General features: G+C 71.1%; 15 protein-coding genes and 1 riboswitch. Of the genes, 8 read left to right on the forward strand and 7 right to left on the reverse strand.

The features are described 5' to 3' along the window. The first annotated feature begins 107 nt into the window (after window positions 1–107). Window positions 108–278: riboswitch (cyclic di-AMP (ydaO/yuaA leader) on the forward strand. Window positions 279–334: 56 nt separating this feature from the next. After that, a complete protein-coding gene (locus ACFVWD_RS20615) occupies window positions 335–1,894 on the forward strand; it encodes an NlpC/P60 family protein (protein WP_389597848.1) in 1,560 nt (519 codons plus the stop codon). A 166-nt stretch (window positions 1,895–2,060) separates the two neighbouring features. Further along, window positions 2,061–3,248, forward strand: coding sequence for a hypothetical protein (locus ACFVWD_RS20620; protein WP_389597850.1), 1,188 nt, complete (start codon window positions 2,061–2,063; stop codon window positions 3,246–3,248). Between the two features lie 71 nt (window positions 3,249–3,319). On the opposite strand, the gene ACFVWD_RS20625 is transcribed toward ACFVWD_RS20620, so the two are convergent. The 4 genes from ACFVWD_RS20625 to ACFVWD_RS20640 form a co-directional block, all read right to left on the reverse strand. After that, window positions 3,320–3,925 (reverse strand): GPP34 family phosphoprotein, encoded by a 606-nt coding sequence (locus ACFVWD_RS20625; protein ID WP_389597852.1) that lies wholly within the window; start codon window positions 3,923–3,925, stop codon window positions 3,320–3,322. Window positions 3,926–4,054: 129 nt separating this feature from the next. After that, complete coding sequence (locus ACFVWD_RS20630) at window positions 4,055–4,228, reverse strand: CsbD family protein (RefSeq protein WP_075025472.1); 174 nt, start codon at window positions 4,226–4,228, stop codon at window positions 4,055–4,057. Between the two features lie 120 nt (window positions 4,229–4,348). Next, on the reverse strand, window positions 4,349–5,251 hold the full coding sequence (locus ACFVWD_RS20635; RefSeq protein ID WP_389597929.1) for an SGNH/GDSL hydrolase family protein: 903 nt from the start codon (window positions 5,249–5,251) through the stop codon (window positions 4,349–4,351). Between the two features lie 137 nt (window positions 5,252–5,388). Further along, the gene (locus ACFVWD_RS20640) at window positions 5,389–6,840 is read right to left on the reverse strand and encodes an MFS transporter (protein WP_389597854.1); all 1,452 of its coding nucleotides are present in this window, start codon (window positions 6,838–6,840) and stop codon (window positions 5,389–5,391) included. 180 nt (window positions 6,841–7,020) lie between these two features. Here ACFVWD_RS20640 and ACFVWD_RS20645 point away from each other — a divergent pair, with 180 nt between their 5' ends. Next, entirely contained in the window at window positions 7,021–7,419 is a 399-nt protein-coding gene (locus ACFVWD_RS20645) for an ArsR/SmtB family transcription factor (protein ID WP_384919895.1), read from the forward strand. 310 nt (window positions 7,420–7,729) lie between these two features. Here ACFVWD_RS20645 and ACFVWD_RS20650 read toward each other — a convergent pair whose 3' ends face one another. Then, window positions 7,730–8,323: a TetR/AcrR family transcriptional regulator gene (locus tag ACFVWD_RS20650; protein WP_168500874.1), complete on the reverse strand. Its 594-nt coding sequence runs from the start codon at window positions 8,321–8,323 to the stop codon at window positions 7,730–7,732. 195 nt (window positions 8,324–8,518) lie between these two features. Between ACFVWD_RS20650 and ACFVWD_RS20655 the strand changes: the two genes are divergently transcribed. The 4 genes from ACFVWD_RS20655 (at window position 8,519) to ACFVWD_RS20670 (ending at window position 12,534) form a co-directional block, all read left to right on the forward strand. Further along, window positions 8,519–9,493, forward strand: coding sequence for an SMP-30/gluconolactonase/LRE family protein (locus ACFVWD_RS20655; protein ID WP_389597856.1), 975 nt, complete (start codon window positions 8,519–8,521; stop codon window positions 9,491–9,493). Window positions 9,494–9,675: 182 nt separating this feature from the next. Next, window positions 9,676–10,503, forward strand: coding sequence for an SDR family NAD(P)-dependent oxidoreductase (locus ACFVWD_RS20660; protein ID WP_389597858.1), 828 nt, complete (start codon window positions 9,676–9,678; stop codon window positions 10,501–10,503). Continuing rightward, complete coding sequence (locus tag ACFVWD_RS20665) at window positions 10,500–11,732, forward strand: amino acid deaminase/aldolase (RefSeq protein ID WP_389597859.1); 1,233 nt, start codon at window positions 10,500–10,502, stop codon at window positions 11,730–11,732. The genes ACFVWD_RS20660 and ACFVWD_RS20665 overlap by 4 nt, the downstream gene beginning before the upstream one ends. Window positions 11,733–11,760: 28 nt before the next feature. Then, entirely contained in the window at window positions 11,761–12,534 is a 774-nt protein-coding gene (locus ACFVWD_RS20670; RefSeq protein ID WP_389597861.1) for an SDR family NAD(P)-dependent oxidoreductase, read from the forward strand. Between the two features lie 11 nt (window positions 12,535–12,545). On the opposite strand, the gene ACFVWD_RS20675 is transcribed toward ACFVWD_RS20670, so the two are convergent. Beyond that, window positions 12,546–12,905: a nuclear transport factor 2 family protein gene (locus ACFVWD_RS20675; RefSeq protein ID WP_389597863.1), complete on the reverse strand. Its 360-nt coding sequence runs from the start codon at window positions 12,903–12,905 to the stop codon at window positions 12,546–12,548. A 79-nt stretch (window positions 12,906–12,984) separates the two neighbouring features. Between ACFVWD_RS20675 and ACFVWD_RS20680 the strand changes: the two genes are divergently transcribed. Then, window positions 12,985–13,485 (forward strand): winged helix-turn-helix transcriptional regulator, encoded by a 501-nt coding sequence (locus ACFVWD_RS20680; RefSeq protein WP_389597864.1) that lies wholly within the window; start codon window positions 12,985–12,987, stop codon window positions 13,483–13,485. A gap of 36 nt (window positions 13,486–13,521) precedes the next feature. Here the strand turns inward: ACFVWD_RS20680 and ACFVWD_RS20685 are convergent, their stop codons facing one another. Next, the gene (locus ACFVWD_RS20685; RefSeq protein ID WP_389597866.1) at window positions 13,522–14,895 is read right to left on the reverse strand and encodes an MFS transporter; all 1,374 of its coding nucleotides are present in this window, start codon (window positions 14,893–14,895) and stop codon (window positions 13,522–13,524) included. Window positions 14,896–14,927 lie beyond the last annotated feature (32 nt).

The raw sequence follows: 14,927 nt of genomic DNA on the forward strand, positions 1-14,927 counted from the left end.
CACAATTACATATCGGACAGTTCGCGCTCCAATCTTCACACCAGGCACACAAATTGGCTAAGTTGGCGGCAGGCCGCACGACTCCCTCCGGCGAACCTCGCCGGGTCGCGCGACCTCCGCCGAATCCGATGCCCCCGCGGCAACCGGAACCAGGACCCAACCGACCTTGGGGTGAATCGGCCCAACTGCCCACTCGGGCAAGGGCCGTAGGGCATGCCTTCCGGAATCTTCCGCCCGAACCCGACGGCCGACCCGGTAGGCGGAGTACGGAAGGAGTACGGCTCCCATGGCGCCGGAACGAACCCCGCGCCCTGGAGGCGGCAGCCTCCCTGGCATGCCCGACTCCGCACGCGCGACGGCCGCCCTCAGTGGCGCGGACGGTCCGAGCCGCGAGGAGGTGCAGCAGCGGATCAGCTCCCTCTACGACCAGGCCGAGAACGCCGTCGGGTTCGTCAACGGGACCCGCGCGATGACCACAGGGAGCCGAGGCCGCGTCAACCCGGCGCCGGAAACCGCGCGCAGGCGCCGCGACCCCGCCCTCGACGACATCACCAAGACCTGGTTCGACGCGGCGCGCACGCAACTGGGTCCGTCCGCACCGGCCAGACTGCCGGCCGACCGGATGCCGAACCGCCCGGCCGAGGCGCGGCCCACGGGCCCGGCGAAGCGGCCGGAGGACGGGCTCACCAACCGTGGGCGGGAGTTGACCGCCCGCCCGGTTCTGGAGTTGACGGCAGGCCCCTCCGCCGAGGCGGCCGCCGGGCCCGTGGCCGAATTGACGGCCAGGGCCGTCGCCGCGCTGCCGGCCGCGCCGGTGCCCGCGCCACAACCTGCGCAGGAGGCCGCCACGGCCCTGCTGCCCGCGCTGCCCGCCGGTCCGGGGCAGTCCTCGTTGAAGACGTCCAAGGAGAAGATCCAGCGGAAACTGGCGCTGGCCCGTGAGCTGGTGTCCAAGCACGCCGCACAGTGGAACCCCGGGCCCGCGGCGATCGAGTCACGTCCGGCCGAGGGTGTCTGGCCCACCCCGGAGGATCAGGCTCGCAACCAGGCGGCGGAGTGGCAGCGACAGCAGCCGACCGCGCTCGGCGCGGACATGTCCCTCGGTACCGGGATGCCGCTCGGCACGAACATGCCCATGGGGACAGGGATGCCGCTCGGCACGGACGCGTCCATGGGTACGGGAATGCCCCTCGGCACGGACGCGTCCATGGGTACGGGAATGCCCCTCGGCGCGGACATGTCCCTCGGTACCGGGATGCCGCTGGCCGCGGGGATGCTTCCCGGCGCGGACATGTCCCTCGGCAGAGGCCTGCCGCTGGCTACGGACATGTCCATGGGTACGGGGATGCCGCTCGGCGCGGACATGTCCATGGGTACGGCAATGCCCCTCGGCACGGACATCTCCATGGGTACGGCAATGCCCTTCGGCGCGGACATGTCGCTCGGTGCGGGGATGCCCCTGGCCTCGGGTGTGCCCGTAGGCACCGGCGCGGTCAACACGGTCAGCCCCGTCGGCGCCGCGGAGTCGGCGTACGGCGGGAAGGCCGCCAAGGCCCTTGCCTTCGCCCGCACGCAGATCGGCAAGCCGTGCGTCTGGGGCGCGACCGGACCGGACTCGTACGACTCCGCCAGCCTCGTTCAGGCCGCCTGGAGGGCCGCCGGAGTCGCGCTCCCGCGCACCGTGCACGGGCAGGCGACCGCCGGTGCGGCGATTCCCCTGACCGACATCCAGTTCGGCGACCTGATCTTCTTCTACGACGACGTCAGCCACGTCGGCTTCTACACCGGCAACGGCATGATGATCCACGCCCCCAGCCCGGGTGCCTCGATACGCGAAGAGTCCATCTTCTTCGCCGGGCAGAAGGCGATCCACAGCGCGTTGCGCGCGGCGTGACGGACTGCGCCACATCAATCAAGACCCCAAAGCGCACATAAGGCACTGGAACGGCCGGAATTTCGCAATAGGGGATGTACGTGATCCGCGCGGACCTCGCCGCCCGGCTCGCCACCTGCGCTGACCATACTGGGTGCGCACGCCGCCTCCCACCGCAAAGTGACTCATGCCCAAGCCTTCCACCGCCCGCGCCACCGCTCCGGAAACCGTCTGGCTGGCCGGCGGGCGCCATGTCGGGCCCGCCCCGCAGGAGATCCTCAGGGAGAACCTGCGGAGGCTGAAGGCCGACGAGACGATCCACGACTTCCTGGAGGCGGAGAGCTCCTCTGACTCCGAGGGGCATGTCTTCGAGGCACGTTGGCAGGTCGACGACGCCGTCACGGTTCGCGCACGGCTCACGACGGACGGGCGCGATCACGCCACCGAGGGAAGCCGCTGGACGCTGGTGGCCGAGGCGGAACGGCCCTGGGACCTCGCGTGGCCCTCTCCCGCGACCATGTTCTGGCCCGAGGGACACGAGATCCCCTGGGACCACGACATCGTGGCCGGGCTCCGCCTGCGGGACATCAACCCGCTGCCGCAGGACGACAAGGCGCTGCGCCGCCTGCTCAAGGAGGCCGCGCAGCACAGCTGGAGCATCAACGTCGTCATCCACGAGGCGATGACCACCGACGAACGCGGTCGCCTGCCGCTGGCCCGGCTGCTCCCGCCCGGTCTGCGTCACCGCGTCGTGGAACACCGCGCCGCGCCCGAGCAGTTCCAGACGGTCAACTGGGCGCTGTACGACCTGGGTGTACGGGTACCGCGCGGTGGCGCCGTGATCCTGCCCGGTTCCCCCGCCCGGCCCGGGTACGACGAGCAGGACTCCACGGTACGCAGTGTGTTCCTCGACGGCTCGGAGCCGACGGAGCTCCTGGAGAAGGTCGTACGGCACGCGGCACTGCCCCGGCCGCTGACGGAGGCGGCGCAGGACGCCCTCACCGGCCTCCGGGAGGACTGGAAGCTGCTGACGCTGGAGGAGGCACGGGCGCTGGTGGCTGTGTACGCCGAGGCACTCGACGCCATGACGAAATCGCGCGACCAGTACCGCGAGGCGACCGAACTCGCGCATGCGGCGCTGGCCGACCTCCGAGACCTCCGGACGACGGCGTCCGGCGCGCACGAGGCGACCGCCGGCCAGGACGGGAACCCGCTGCACCAGCTGACGCGGACGTTCCAGCGGGTCGCGGGCACCGTACGGGCACGGCGTGCGGCCCGCGACGACGCGCCGGACCGGGGCACCGCCAGGGGCACTGACACCGGAACCGGTGCCGGCACCGGCACGCCCGAGAACCAGCCCGGCAAGGGCGAATGATCGCTACCGGAAACCGGCGCCGGCCCGAGGCCACCCGCTGAAACCGGCGTGTCGCGGCGCGCCCGCTCGCATCACGCACCTCGCCAGAGGTTGGCGAACGCCGCGTTCTCGATGGACCGGCGCTGGCGTACCGCTTCCAGTTCCATGACCGCGTCGTTGACGGCGGCCAGCACGGTCGTCACCGCGTCGTCGGTCACGACCGGACCGTCGGCGCCCTGCTCGGCCGGAATCCCGACGGCCGCCGCGAGGGAGACGAGGACGGGCTCGTCGGCGGCCCAGCGGTGCAGGGCCCGGCGCCGGGCGGGCGAATCGACCACGACCATCCGGACGGCTCCGAAAAGCAGTCGGCGTTGGCGTTGCCGGGTCAGCTGGCCGTCCGCCTCCAGGGCGGCCAGATGGACCGCGGCCAGGCCGCGCCCCCTGCGCCACAGCCAGTCCTCGACCGGCTCGTAGGGCACCTGGCGTACGAGCGAGGACGCCGCCTCGGCCAGGAGGCGGTCTTCCGTCGTCGGCTCCGGTGCCGGCACGAGGCGGTCGCCGTCCAGGTGGACGGCGTCAGCGGCGAGGAGGTCGATCACCTCGGCTCCGGCGAGTGCGAGGGACAGGTCGCCCTGCCCCACGGGGCGGTCCGGGTCCACGTCCATGGCGGTGATCAAGAGGTCCCTGGCCGTGGTCATAGATGGCTCCCCCACACAGTCGCCGGAGGGGAAAGCCTACGATCTTCGGCGGGGAAAGCCTACGATCCTCCACCGCCCGGCGCGCGTGCCCGCTCCGCGTACGCCGTCCGCCCCACGAGCGGCCGGACGTCAGCCGCGGAAGATGTCCTTGGTCTTCTCCTTCGCCTGGCGCGCGTCGCCCTTGGCCTTCTCCACACGCCCCTCGGCCGTCATGCGCTCGTTGCCCACGGCACGGCCCGTGGTTTCCTTGATCTTGCCCTTGGCCTGCTCGGCCTTCGCCTTGGCTTTCTGGTCGCGAGCCACGGAACTCACTCACCTCTCGGCGCTCTCGACGTCAGGTGCTCACTGACCCGTGTGACCCTGGACAGGTCCTGTAAACATGCCTGGTCCGTGGAGCGTGTGGGAATCGCGTGGCACGGGGGGCTACAGCCGCCGGATCACCGCCTCGGCCATGGCCGCCTCGCCCTTGGCGTTGGGGTGTGCGGGGGCGGCGGGTGAAGCGGGCTGCAGCGGCTCGATCCACCGGTCGGCGGGTGCCTTGCACATGTCGTGTCCGACGGTGGGTTCGTACGTGTCGACGTATTCGGCACGGCTGAACCGGGCCACCGTGCGCATCATCAGGTTGAGCCGCTTCCCGACGTCACGCAGGTAGGCGAAGTCCTTGGCGGCGAAGGGGACGGACGGATAGCAGCCGCTGCCGTCGTCGGGCAGGAGGTCCGGATAGCCGACCACGAGCACGCGGGCGTGCGGCGCCCTGTCGTGCACGGCACGCAGCACCCGCGCGATCTTGGGAGCCGTCTCGATGATGTTCAGCGTCAGCTGGTCGAAGCCCGAGGAGTTGTAGTACTGCTGGCAGGGGTTGCCCGACGGGTCCTTTGAACTCAGCGCGGCACAGGTGCCGATGATGGAGCCGAAGCCGACGTCGTTGCCGCCTATCTGCACGGTCACCAGATCCGTGGAGCGCTCGACGGCGTTCAGTTGGGGTCCGTTGGTTCCCTGCGCCTTCCACATGTTGTCGGTCGTCGCGCCGGCGCAGCTCACGTCCGTGAACGTTCTGGTCGACCGCCGCGTCGCGACGAGCGAGGGGTAGTTCTGGTCGGAGCGGGCGCAGTTGGCGTCCACCTGACGAGGGATCAGAGGTCCGGAGGTGTACGAGTCGCCGAGCGCCACGTAGTCGGTTCCCCGGTGGGAGTGCGATCCGCTCGCGACGGCGGGAGACGCGGAGGCGACACCGAGCAGAAGGACGCCGCAACCGAGGGCGGCTCCCAGCGCGGAGGCGTGTCGTCGTCTTCGGGTGGCATCGCCCCGGACCACGTGATGCTTCATCATCTCTCCTCCGTCGACACTGACGCGGCGTTCCTTGCACGCTCAACATCGCTTGTATACCGGCCGGTAGGTCGCTGGAGAAGAGATCTGTCACATATGCGGGAACCCGTTCCGGTAGGGCAACCGGGCGGCGGCCGTCAGCGCGCGTCGGCGGTCTTCAGAGCGGCCTCGGGCTCGACCTCAGTGGTCACCGGTGCCGTCGCGGTGGCCGCCTGCCGCCTGCGCAGGCCGACCGCGCTGAGCACCGCTCCGATCGCGAGGGCCACCACGGCGCAGAGCAGGGCCGCGCGCAGCCCGGACAGGAAGTGGTCGGAGGCGGTCTGGCCGACGAGAAGGCCCATCACCGCGACCCCTGTGAGGCCGCCCAGCTGACGCGAGGCGTTGAGGACACCGGAGGCGATACCGGCGTTGGCCGGGTCCACGGAGCCGAGCATGGCGTTCGTCATGGACGGGACGACCAGGCCGAGGCCGAATCCGGCGACGACGAACTGCGCGATCATCTGCGCGTACACCCCCGAGTCGACGACCGGGACCGTGGCCAGGTAGCCGACGACGGCCAGGCTGTTTCCGGTGATCATCACGGCCCGGGCACCGTAGCGCTTGACCAGCGGACCGCACGACAGGTTCGCGATCATGATGGCTGCCGTCATCGGGAGGAACGCGAGTCCGGCGCCGATGGGCGAGTAGTCCCAGACCTGCTGGAAGAAGAGGCTGAAGACGAAGATCAGGCCGTAGAAGGCGAAGTTCAGGAGTGCGCCGATGAGGGACGTGGAGCTGAACGCCCCCCTGCCGAACAGGTGGAGGGGCAGCATCGGGTCGCCACTGCGGCGCTCCACCGCGAGGAAGCCGATCAGCGCGACCAGGCAGACGGCCAGGCAGGTCAGCACGGTGACCGAGGACCAGCCCTGCGCGTTGGCCTCCACGATCGCTCCCGTGAACGTGCCCAGGCCGACGACGGCGAGCAGTTGACCGGGCAGGTCCAGCGAGCGGCGGACCGAGGCGTCGCGGGCGGGGGCGGGCCGGGCGTAGGCCCGCACGAGCACGATGCCGACGGCGGCGACGGGGACGTTGACGTAGAAGATCGAGCGCCAGCCGAGTGAGTCAACCAGCAGGCCGCCGACGACCGGGCCGAGCGCGAGGGCGAGTCCGCCGGCCGCGGCCCAGAGGCTCACGGCGCGGGTGCGTTCCGCCGGGTCGGGGAAGTTGGTGTTCACGATCGACAGGGAGGACGGCACGATCATCGCGGCGCCGACGCCCTGGACCACGCGGGCGGTGACGAGGGCGACCAGCGAGAAAGCGGCGCCGCAGGCCAGGGATGTCACGGCGAACAGCGCGAAGCCCGCCATGAAGATCCGCCTGGGGTCGTACCGGTCGCCCATGGCACCGGCGGTCAGGAGGAAGGCGGCGAAGGTGAGCGTGTAGCCGTTGATCACCCATTCCAGACCGGACAGACTGCCGCCGAAGTCCGCGCCGAGCGCCTTGATGGCGACGTTCACGACGCTGACATCCAGGATGACGACCACAAAGCCGAGGCAGGCCGCGAACAGCGTCAGTCCCGGCCGGGCCTGGTGGGGTTGGGTCTGAGGCACGGATTTCCTTCCGACGTGCCGGAGGGCGGTGGGGGCGCGGAGCCGGGCGGTACGCAACGGGCTCCGGTAGACTGTTCGTCTACAAGCGAACAGTTCGAGTGTACGCAGATCATCGAACACTCTGCAATCCGTGTACGGCACGTGTCACGGACCAAGTGAGTCGGGACGGAGCGACCAGCCATGGCGGCACAGAGCCGAGAGTCGACCGCACGGGGCGGACGGGCGACCGTGGAGAGCGGACAGCCGACCGCGGCCGCGAGTCACCGGACGCCGCCGGTCCACACTCCTCCGCGCGACGTACCGCTGGAGACGGCGCTGCTCGCCCTCGCCGACCCCGTCCGCCAGACCCTGGTAAGGGAGTTGGCCGGGGCCGCCGACTGGGAACGGGCGTGCGGGAGCTTCGACGTGCCGGTCACCAAGGCGACCCTCAGCCGCCACTTCGCCGTACTGCGCGAGGCCGGCCTCCTGGAGCAGCGCGACGCCGGACCCAAGAGGCTCAACCGGCTGCGCCGCGCCGAGTTCGACGAGTGCTTCCCGGGTCTCCTCGACCTGGTCCTGCGCACCGAGGGCAGGGCCTGAGCGCCGCGCGGGAAGCACCCGCCGGTGTCACCCAGGTATCGCCCGCGGCATCCGGCGTCCTGTCCCGGACCCGCACCTCGAACGCGCCCCTTCGGGACCGCTGACGGCACCGGCCACAACGAGCGAACCCCGCCTCCGGAGCACCGGGGACGGGGTTCTGTGGAGCGCCGGGCAGGCCTTGCACCTGCATCTCCCCACAGGAAGCGGGGCGTCTTTCCTTGGACCACCAACGCGAGGCCTGCCGCCGAGACTTCCGGCGGTCTGCTCAAGATCGATCATATCCCATTCCAAGCCGCCGACGGCGCGCGTGTCAGGCGGCCGACGGCCGGGCGTACTGGAGAAGGTGGTCGGCGAGCAGGTGCAGAACCGCCTGGCTGTGTTCGCTGTTGCGGTCGACGAGCCAGGTCATGTTGAGGCCGTCGATCACCGAGTGCACGTACCGAGCGAGGATCGGCACGGGCTGTGTCCACTCGATCCCGGCGTTGTCGGCGGCCAGTTCGAGCAGGGAGGCGAAGGCGGCCAGGAAGATCTCGTACTGCCTCCTGGCGATGTTCTCGAAGCCGGGATTGCGCAGCGCGTACTGGGTGAGCTCGTAACTGATCTGGTGCTCGCCGGGGTTGGCCTCGAACCCCTTCCAGAACGCGTGCAGACTGTCGAGGACGCTGTCGCGGATGTCCTTGTGCGGCGCGAACAGGCCCCGGACCTCGGCGACATACCGCTCGGTGAGGGTCTCCGTGACGCGTTCGAGGAGCTGCGCCCTGGAGTCGAAGCAGTAGTGGAACGCCCCGAGGGTCATACCGGCCTCGTTGACGATCGCACGGGTGGTGGCCTTGGCCACTCCGTCACGCGTCATGACCCGGATCGCGGCCTCGAGGAGCTCGGCCCTCCGGTCGCTCGCCGCCATACGGGACACACGATCTCCCCTCTTCACCTGCGGGTTCGTCCGTCAGGATAGCCAGACCCACGGGCCGCGCGTCGGCTCGGAGCGCGGCTGGGCCCGAGAAGTAAGTCAAGCGTCCAAGACTCTTGACTTACTTCTTGGCGGTGGGCGACCGTAGCGGCACCTGACACCTGGCGCGAGTCCCCTCTGGAGGCGGAAGTGCGACCGCAAGCCACTGTCGTTCTGGACGGATTCGGCACGCTGGAGTCCCTGCGCTGGCACGACGGCGCGCTGTGGTTCTGCGACTTCGCCCACGGGACGGTGCACCGCTGGGACACCCTCGGGAAGCCGGAGACCGTGGTGGAGGTCCCCGGCCGGGCCGGCGGCCTCGGCTGGCTGCCCGACGGGCGGATGCTGGTCGTCTCGATGGACGGACACCGCGTCCACCGGCTGGAGCCGGACGTCTCCCTGGCCGTGCACGCGGACCTCGGGGACATCGCAGGCGGCCCGGTCAACGACATGCTCGTCGACGGGCAGGGCCGCGCCTACGTGGGCAACTTCGGCTTCGACTACCACGGCTTCGTCCGACAGCAGCCCAACGCCATGCTCTACGCACCGCCGGGACCGCCCAGGGCCCCGCTCGCCTGTCTGTCGCCGGAGGGCGAACTGCTGGGCCTGAGCGAGCCGTTGGAGTTCCCCAACGGCTGCATCCTCATCGACGAGGGGCGGACGCTGCTGGTCGCCGAGACACTGGCGATGCGGCTCACCGCACTGCCCGTGCTGCCCGACGGACGACTCGGCCCGCCACGCCCCTGGGCTCCACTGGTCCCGGCCTGGCTGTGGAAGTCCCTCAACCATCCAGGGCTGCGCGGCCGGATCACCCGGCGTGTCTCCTCCCTGCTGGACCACCAGGCGATCGCCGACCGCTCCGACACCCCCATCGCCCCGGACGGCATCGCACCGGGCAAGGACGGCACGGCCTGGGTCGCCAACGCGCTGCGCGGCGAGTGCGTCCGGGTCGGTCCCGGCGGCACGATCCTGGACCGCGTCGCCACCAGCCAACGCACGCTCAGCTGCTTGGTCGCGGGCCCGCGCGGCGACACCCTGTACGCCGCCACCGTCCCCACCGACGACCCGGAGCGCGCGGCACAGCTCGACGGCGCACGGCTGGAGGCGTACGTCCTGCCGTCGTGACCGCGGGCGCACGGGCCTCCCCCCGGCAGCGGGGCCGCCCTTCCGCTCGCGGACACACGCACTCCGTCCACGGGTCCATCCCCCGCCCGCCTCCTGGGAGTTCACATGCACGGACATCGAACGGGCGCCGGCGTCCACGACACCTCGTTCGGCAGCGGCGGCACCCGCGAGGGGAGGCCACGATGAGCGTGGTCCTGGTGACCGGCGCGGCCAGTGGCATCGGCGCCGCCACCGCGCGCGAGGCGGTGCGACGCGGCCACCGGGTCGCCCTCGCCGACATCGACCTGGCCGGGGCCACCCGCCTCGCCGACCGGCTCGGCCCCGCCGCCTGCGCCGTCTCCCTCGACATCCGTGACGGGGACGCCTGGGAGGAGGCCTTCGACGCCGTCGCGGCCCGGCTCGGCCCTGTCGAGGTTCTCGTCAACAACGCCGGGATCATCCACACGGGATACGCACGCCAGTTGTCCTTGGAGCAGCACCGCCACATGGTCGAGGTCAACCTGCTCGGCCCGATGGCCGGGACGCTGACCGCGCTGCCCCGGATGCGCGCCCAGGGGCACGGGCACATCATCACGGTCTGCAGCATGAGCTCGTTCCTGCCGCTGTCCGGTTACACCACCTACGGCGCGACCAAGCACGGGCTGCGCGCCTTCCACCACAGCGTGGCGATCGAGGAACGGGGCGGACCGGTGACGTTCAGCATCATCCACCCGCCCGGCACCCGGACGCCGATGCTGGAGCAGGAGATGGCCGACCCGAGTGCGGTGATCACCTTCGCCGAGAAGCCGCTCACCCCCCAGAAGGTCGCCTCGGTCATCGTCGACGCGATCGTGAAGAAGCCGGTCGAAGTCGTCCACCCCGCCGTCGGCGGACGCGTTCAGCGGGTCGCCGGGGTGTTCCCCCGGCTGATGCGCTTCGTGATTCCCAAGGTGGCGGCCATGGCGGAACGCCGCAGTAGGAGCATCACCCCGGCCACGGCCGTGGTGCGCGAGCGAGGAGACAGCCGATGACCACCGACACCGCCACCACCCCGGCCCGGCCCGCCTCCGCGGAACAGGGGCGCTTCGACCGGTTGCGGGCGGCGACCGCGGGCCTGGAGCCACCCTTCGGCGTCATCGATCTGGACGCCTTCGACGCCAACGCCGTCGACCTCGAACGCCGCGCGGGCGGCAAACCGATACGGCTCGCGAGCAAGTCGCTGCGGTCGCGCGCCCTCATCCGCCGGGCTCTCGCCCGCCCCGGGTTCCAGGGCATCCTCGGCTTCACGCTGCCCGAAGCCCTGTGGCTGGCCGAGGAGTTCGAGGACGTCGTCGTCGGCTACCCCACCACCGACGCCACCGCGCTGCGCCGGCTCGCCGCCGACGAACGGCTCGCCTCCCGGATCACCCTGATGGTGGACTCCGTCGAGCACCTGGACCTCGTGGACGCCGCGACCGGCCCCAGGCAGACCCGTGTCCGCGTCTGCCTGGAGCTGGACGCCGCCCTGCGACTGGCGGGCGGCCGACTCCACCTCGGGCCGCGCAGGTCCCCGGTGCACACCCCGCGGGAGGCGGCCGCGTTCGCCCGCGAGGTCGCGGCCCGTCCGGGCTTCGAACTGACCGGGATCATGGGGTACGAGGGCCAGGTCGCCGGCCTCGGCGACAACCAGCCCGGTTCCCTGCTCAAGCGGGCCGTCGTGCGTGCGATGCAGCGTTCGTCCGTCGAGGAACTGCGCCACCGACGGGAGGCCGCGGTCGCCGCCGTACGTGCCGTCGCCCCGCTGCGGTTCGTCAACGGCGGCGGCACCGGCAGCCTGGAGACCACCACGCGGGAGGACGCCGTCACCGAACTCGCGGCGGGCTCCGGCCTGTACGGTCCCGGACTGTTCGACTTCTACCGGTCCTTCCGGCCGGTCCCCGCCGCGTACTTCGTGCTGCCCGTCGTACGCCGGCCCTCCCCGAAGATCGCGACGCTCCTGGGCGGCGGATGGATCGCCTCCGGCCCGCCCGGCAAGGACCGGCTGCCCACCCTGGCCTGGCCCCCCGGCCTGCGCGTCACCGCCACCGAAGCGGCGGGCGAGGTGCAGACCCCGCTGCTCGGCAAGCCCGCGCAGGTCCTGCGCATCGGCGACCGGGTGTGGCTGCGGCATGCCAAGGCAGGTGAACTGTGCGAGCGGGTCGGCGAACTCCACCTGGTCAGCGGCGGCGAGGTGGTCGACACCGTACCGACGTACCGGGGTGAGGGCCGGCACTTCCTGTGACGGCCCGTCCTGCGGACAAGGTGACACCATGACCCGCGTCACCGGCCGAACCGTCCTGATCGTCGGCGCCTCCTCGGGCATCGGCGCGGAGGTGGCACGCCAACTCGCGCACAGCGGCAACCGGCTGGTCATCACGGCACGGCGCGCCCCCGAACTCGCCTCCGTGGCCCAGGAGATCCGAGCCGCAGGCAGCGCCTGCCTGGACATCGCCGCCGACGCCCTGGACCCGGGGGCGGCCTCCGCGGTGGTGGCCGCGTGCGTCGCGGAGTACGGATCCGTCGACATCGCGCTCCTCAACGCCGGCCAGGGACCGGACATGTCCATGGACCAGGTCACCGTGGCCGACATCGCACGGATCACCGCCTTGAACTACGACGTCGTCGTCCACTACCTCGTCCCGCTGATCGCACAGATGAAAACCCAGCGCAACGGAGGCCTGATCGCGCACACCAACTCGCTGGCCGGCCTGATGGGCATCCCCCGCCAGGGCCCGTACTCGGCAGCGAAGGCCGCCGCACGCACCCTCATCGACACCGCACGCGTCGAACTCGCGCCCCGCGGCATCCGGTTCACCAGCATCCACCCGGGCTTCGTCGCAACCGACCGCGTCGGCGCCGACGGTCTCCCCAAGCCCTTCCAGATCAGCCAGAACAGTGCGGCACGACACGTCGTACGCGCCCTGGAAAGAGAACCGGCTCAGGCGTACTTCCCCTGGACCACGACGACCCTGGTCCGCACCCTGCGCACCCTGCCCACGCCGCTCTCCGCCCTGATACTCCGGAAACTGGCCTCGCTCCAGTAGGTGGAGTCGGTTCAGGGTTCGATGACGAGGCGTTCCACGAGGTCGCCGCGGAGCGTGAACCGGTAGCGCAGATCGACGGTTCCGCCGGGGAAGTCGCCTTCGAGGTGGTGCGTGGCGGTGTAGTGCCTCGCGTCGGTGCGCTCGGCCCCGGTGAGATCGATGGTGTACGTGAACTCGGTCGCCGACCGGTTCAGCCACCGCTCGATGGCGGCGGTGCCCTGGTAGGTGTTGCCGTCGTCGATCACCGTGGCGTCCTGGATGAACGTGGCGATGGCCACGGCGGTGTCGTGGGCGCGGTGCGCCGTGAGGTAGCGGGTGATCACCTCGGGCAGGGTGTCCGGAGCGATGACTTGGGGCTGGTCGTGCTGCATGGCGGGCTCCGCTCTTCACTTACTGCTAAAATAGAAGCTACTAACTTCGACTTTAGCAGTAACTGAAAGGGTGGTCGCCGTGGCGAGCCGGATCAGGCTGGAGGACCGGGAGTGCCCGCTGTCCACGACGGTGGAACACGTGGGCGAGTGGTGGACGCTGCTGATCCTCCACGACGCCTTCGACGGCTACACCCGCTTCGACCAGTTCCAGGAGAACCTGGGAATCTCCTCCAGCATGCTCACGGCCCGGCTCAAGAGCCTCGTCGCGGACGGACTGCTGGAGCGTCGGCCGTACCAGACCAACCCGGTACGCCACGAGTACGTCCTGACGGAGCTCGGTCGCTCGCTCCGCCCGGTGATAGTCGCCCTGGCCGCCTGGGGCAACTCCCGGCTGGCGCCGCATGACCGCAGCATGATCCTCGTCGACGCGGACAGCGGCGAGGAGGTCGAGCCCGTCGTCGTCGACGCCAGGACCGGCCGTCGGCTCGACGACAGCGACGCCTTCGTCTTCACGGCGGGCCCGGCGGCGAGCCCCGCCATGCGCGACCGCTACACGAACGGGTCGACGACGGCGAGGTGAGCGGCCCCGACGGCTCAGCGCCGCCCCCGCGACAGCTCAGCCGGGCGGAGGGGGGCGATGGCCGCGCGGCACGTCCCGCGTGGGCAGCTCGCGTCCCAGGCGGGCGAGTGGGGACAGGGCCATCAGCGCCGGGGACAGCGTCATGCCGGCGGCCGTCACCAGAAGGCTGGTGCGCAGCCCCCACTCCCCCGCGAGAAAGCCGCCGAGCAGCGAGCCGAGCGGGGTGACCCCCATGCCGACGAACGTGATCGTCGCAGCCACGCGGCCTTGCATCCCGTCCGGGGTGACGGCCTGCCGCACGGCCATGACCGTGACGTTCACCAGTTGACCGAAGGTCCCGAACACGAAGTTGACCGCGACGAGCGAGGGGATCGTCACCGCGGAGGGGCCGCGCAGCGCGGGCACGCACAGCATCACGCCGTCGCCGAGCGCCGCCGCCGCCACGAGCACCACGCCGTGACCGAACCGGCCCGGGAGCCGGGCGGCCAGCACGGAACCCAGGAGCGCGCCCGGCCCCGTAGCGGCGAGTGTCAGCCCCACGACGCCGCCCGACAGGTGCAAGTCCCTTGGCAGGAACAGCAGATAGCCGGTCATCGTCGCCGCGAAGGAGAACTGGAAGGCGGCCGAGGCCAGGCCCACGGTCCGTAGGTAGGTGTCCCCGGCGACGAAGCGCAGGCCCTCGTGGATCCGGCGCCAGACCCGAGGGGCCCGCCCCGAGTACTCGGGGACCGATTCGCGGCGCCGGATCCGCCGGATCGACAAGAACGACAGCACGAAGGACACGGCGCAGGACGCGGCGGCGATCGGCGCCGACAGAAGTGACACCAGCGCGCCGCCCAGGGCGGGGCCGACGATCTGCGCCGCCGAGCGGCTGCCCTCGATCGCGCTGGTGGCCCACGTCAACCGGTCGCGTTTCACCAGTCGCACGAGAGACGCCTGGTATGCCACGTCGAAGAACACCGACAGGGCCCCGACCGTGAAGGCGACCACGAGCAGCGCCGGCATGCCGAGCCCGCCGAGGAGTCCGGCCAGAGCGGCGCCGCCCAGCGCCAGGGCCCGGCCGAGGTCCGCCAGCACCATCACCGTGCGGGTCCGCCATCGGTCTACCCACGCGCCGACGAGGAGCGCGAACAGCAGGATCGGTGCCTGCCCCACCGCGCGGAGGACGCCCAACCGGCCGGCATCGGCGTCGAGTGTCAGAACCGCGATGAGCGGAAGGACCACCAGGCTCGCGTGTTCGCCGAGTTGGGAGGCCGTCTGCCCCACCCACAGCCGGCGGAAGTCGGCGTCCCGCCGGAGGGCCCCCGGAACAGCACGCCCCGAGCCGGACGCGGAGGATGGCGAGGAGGATGAGGCGGACGAGCCGGATGAGGCAGATGAGGAGGACGGACAGGAGGAAGCGTCCGGCACAGGAAACCCCTTGGGTCGCGCAAGACAGAGCC

This window comes from Streptomyces sp. NPDC058086 (assembly GCF_042885015.1).
In the GTDB taxonomy this organism is placed as follows: Bacteria; Actinomycetota; Actinomycetes; order Streptomycetales; family Streptomycetaceae; genus Streptomyces.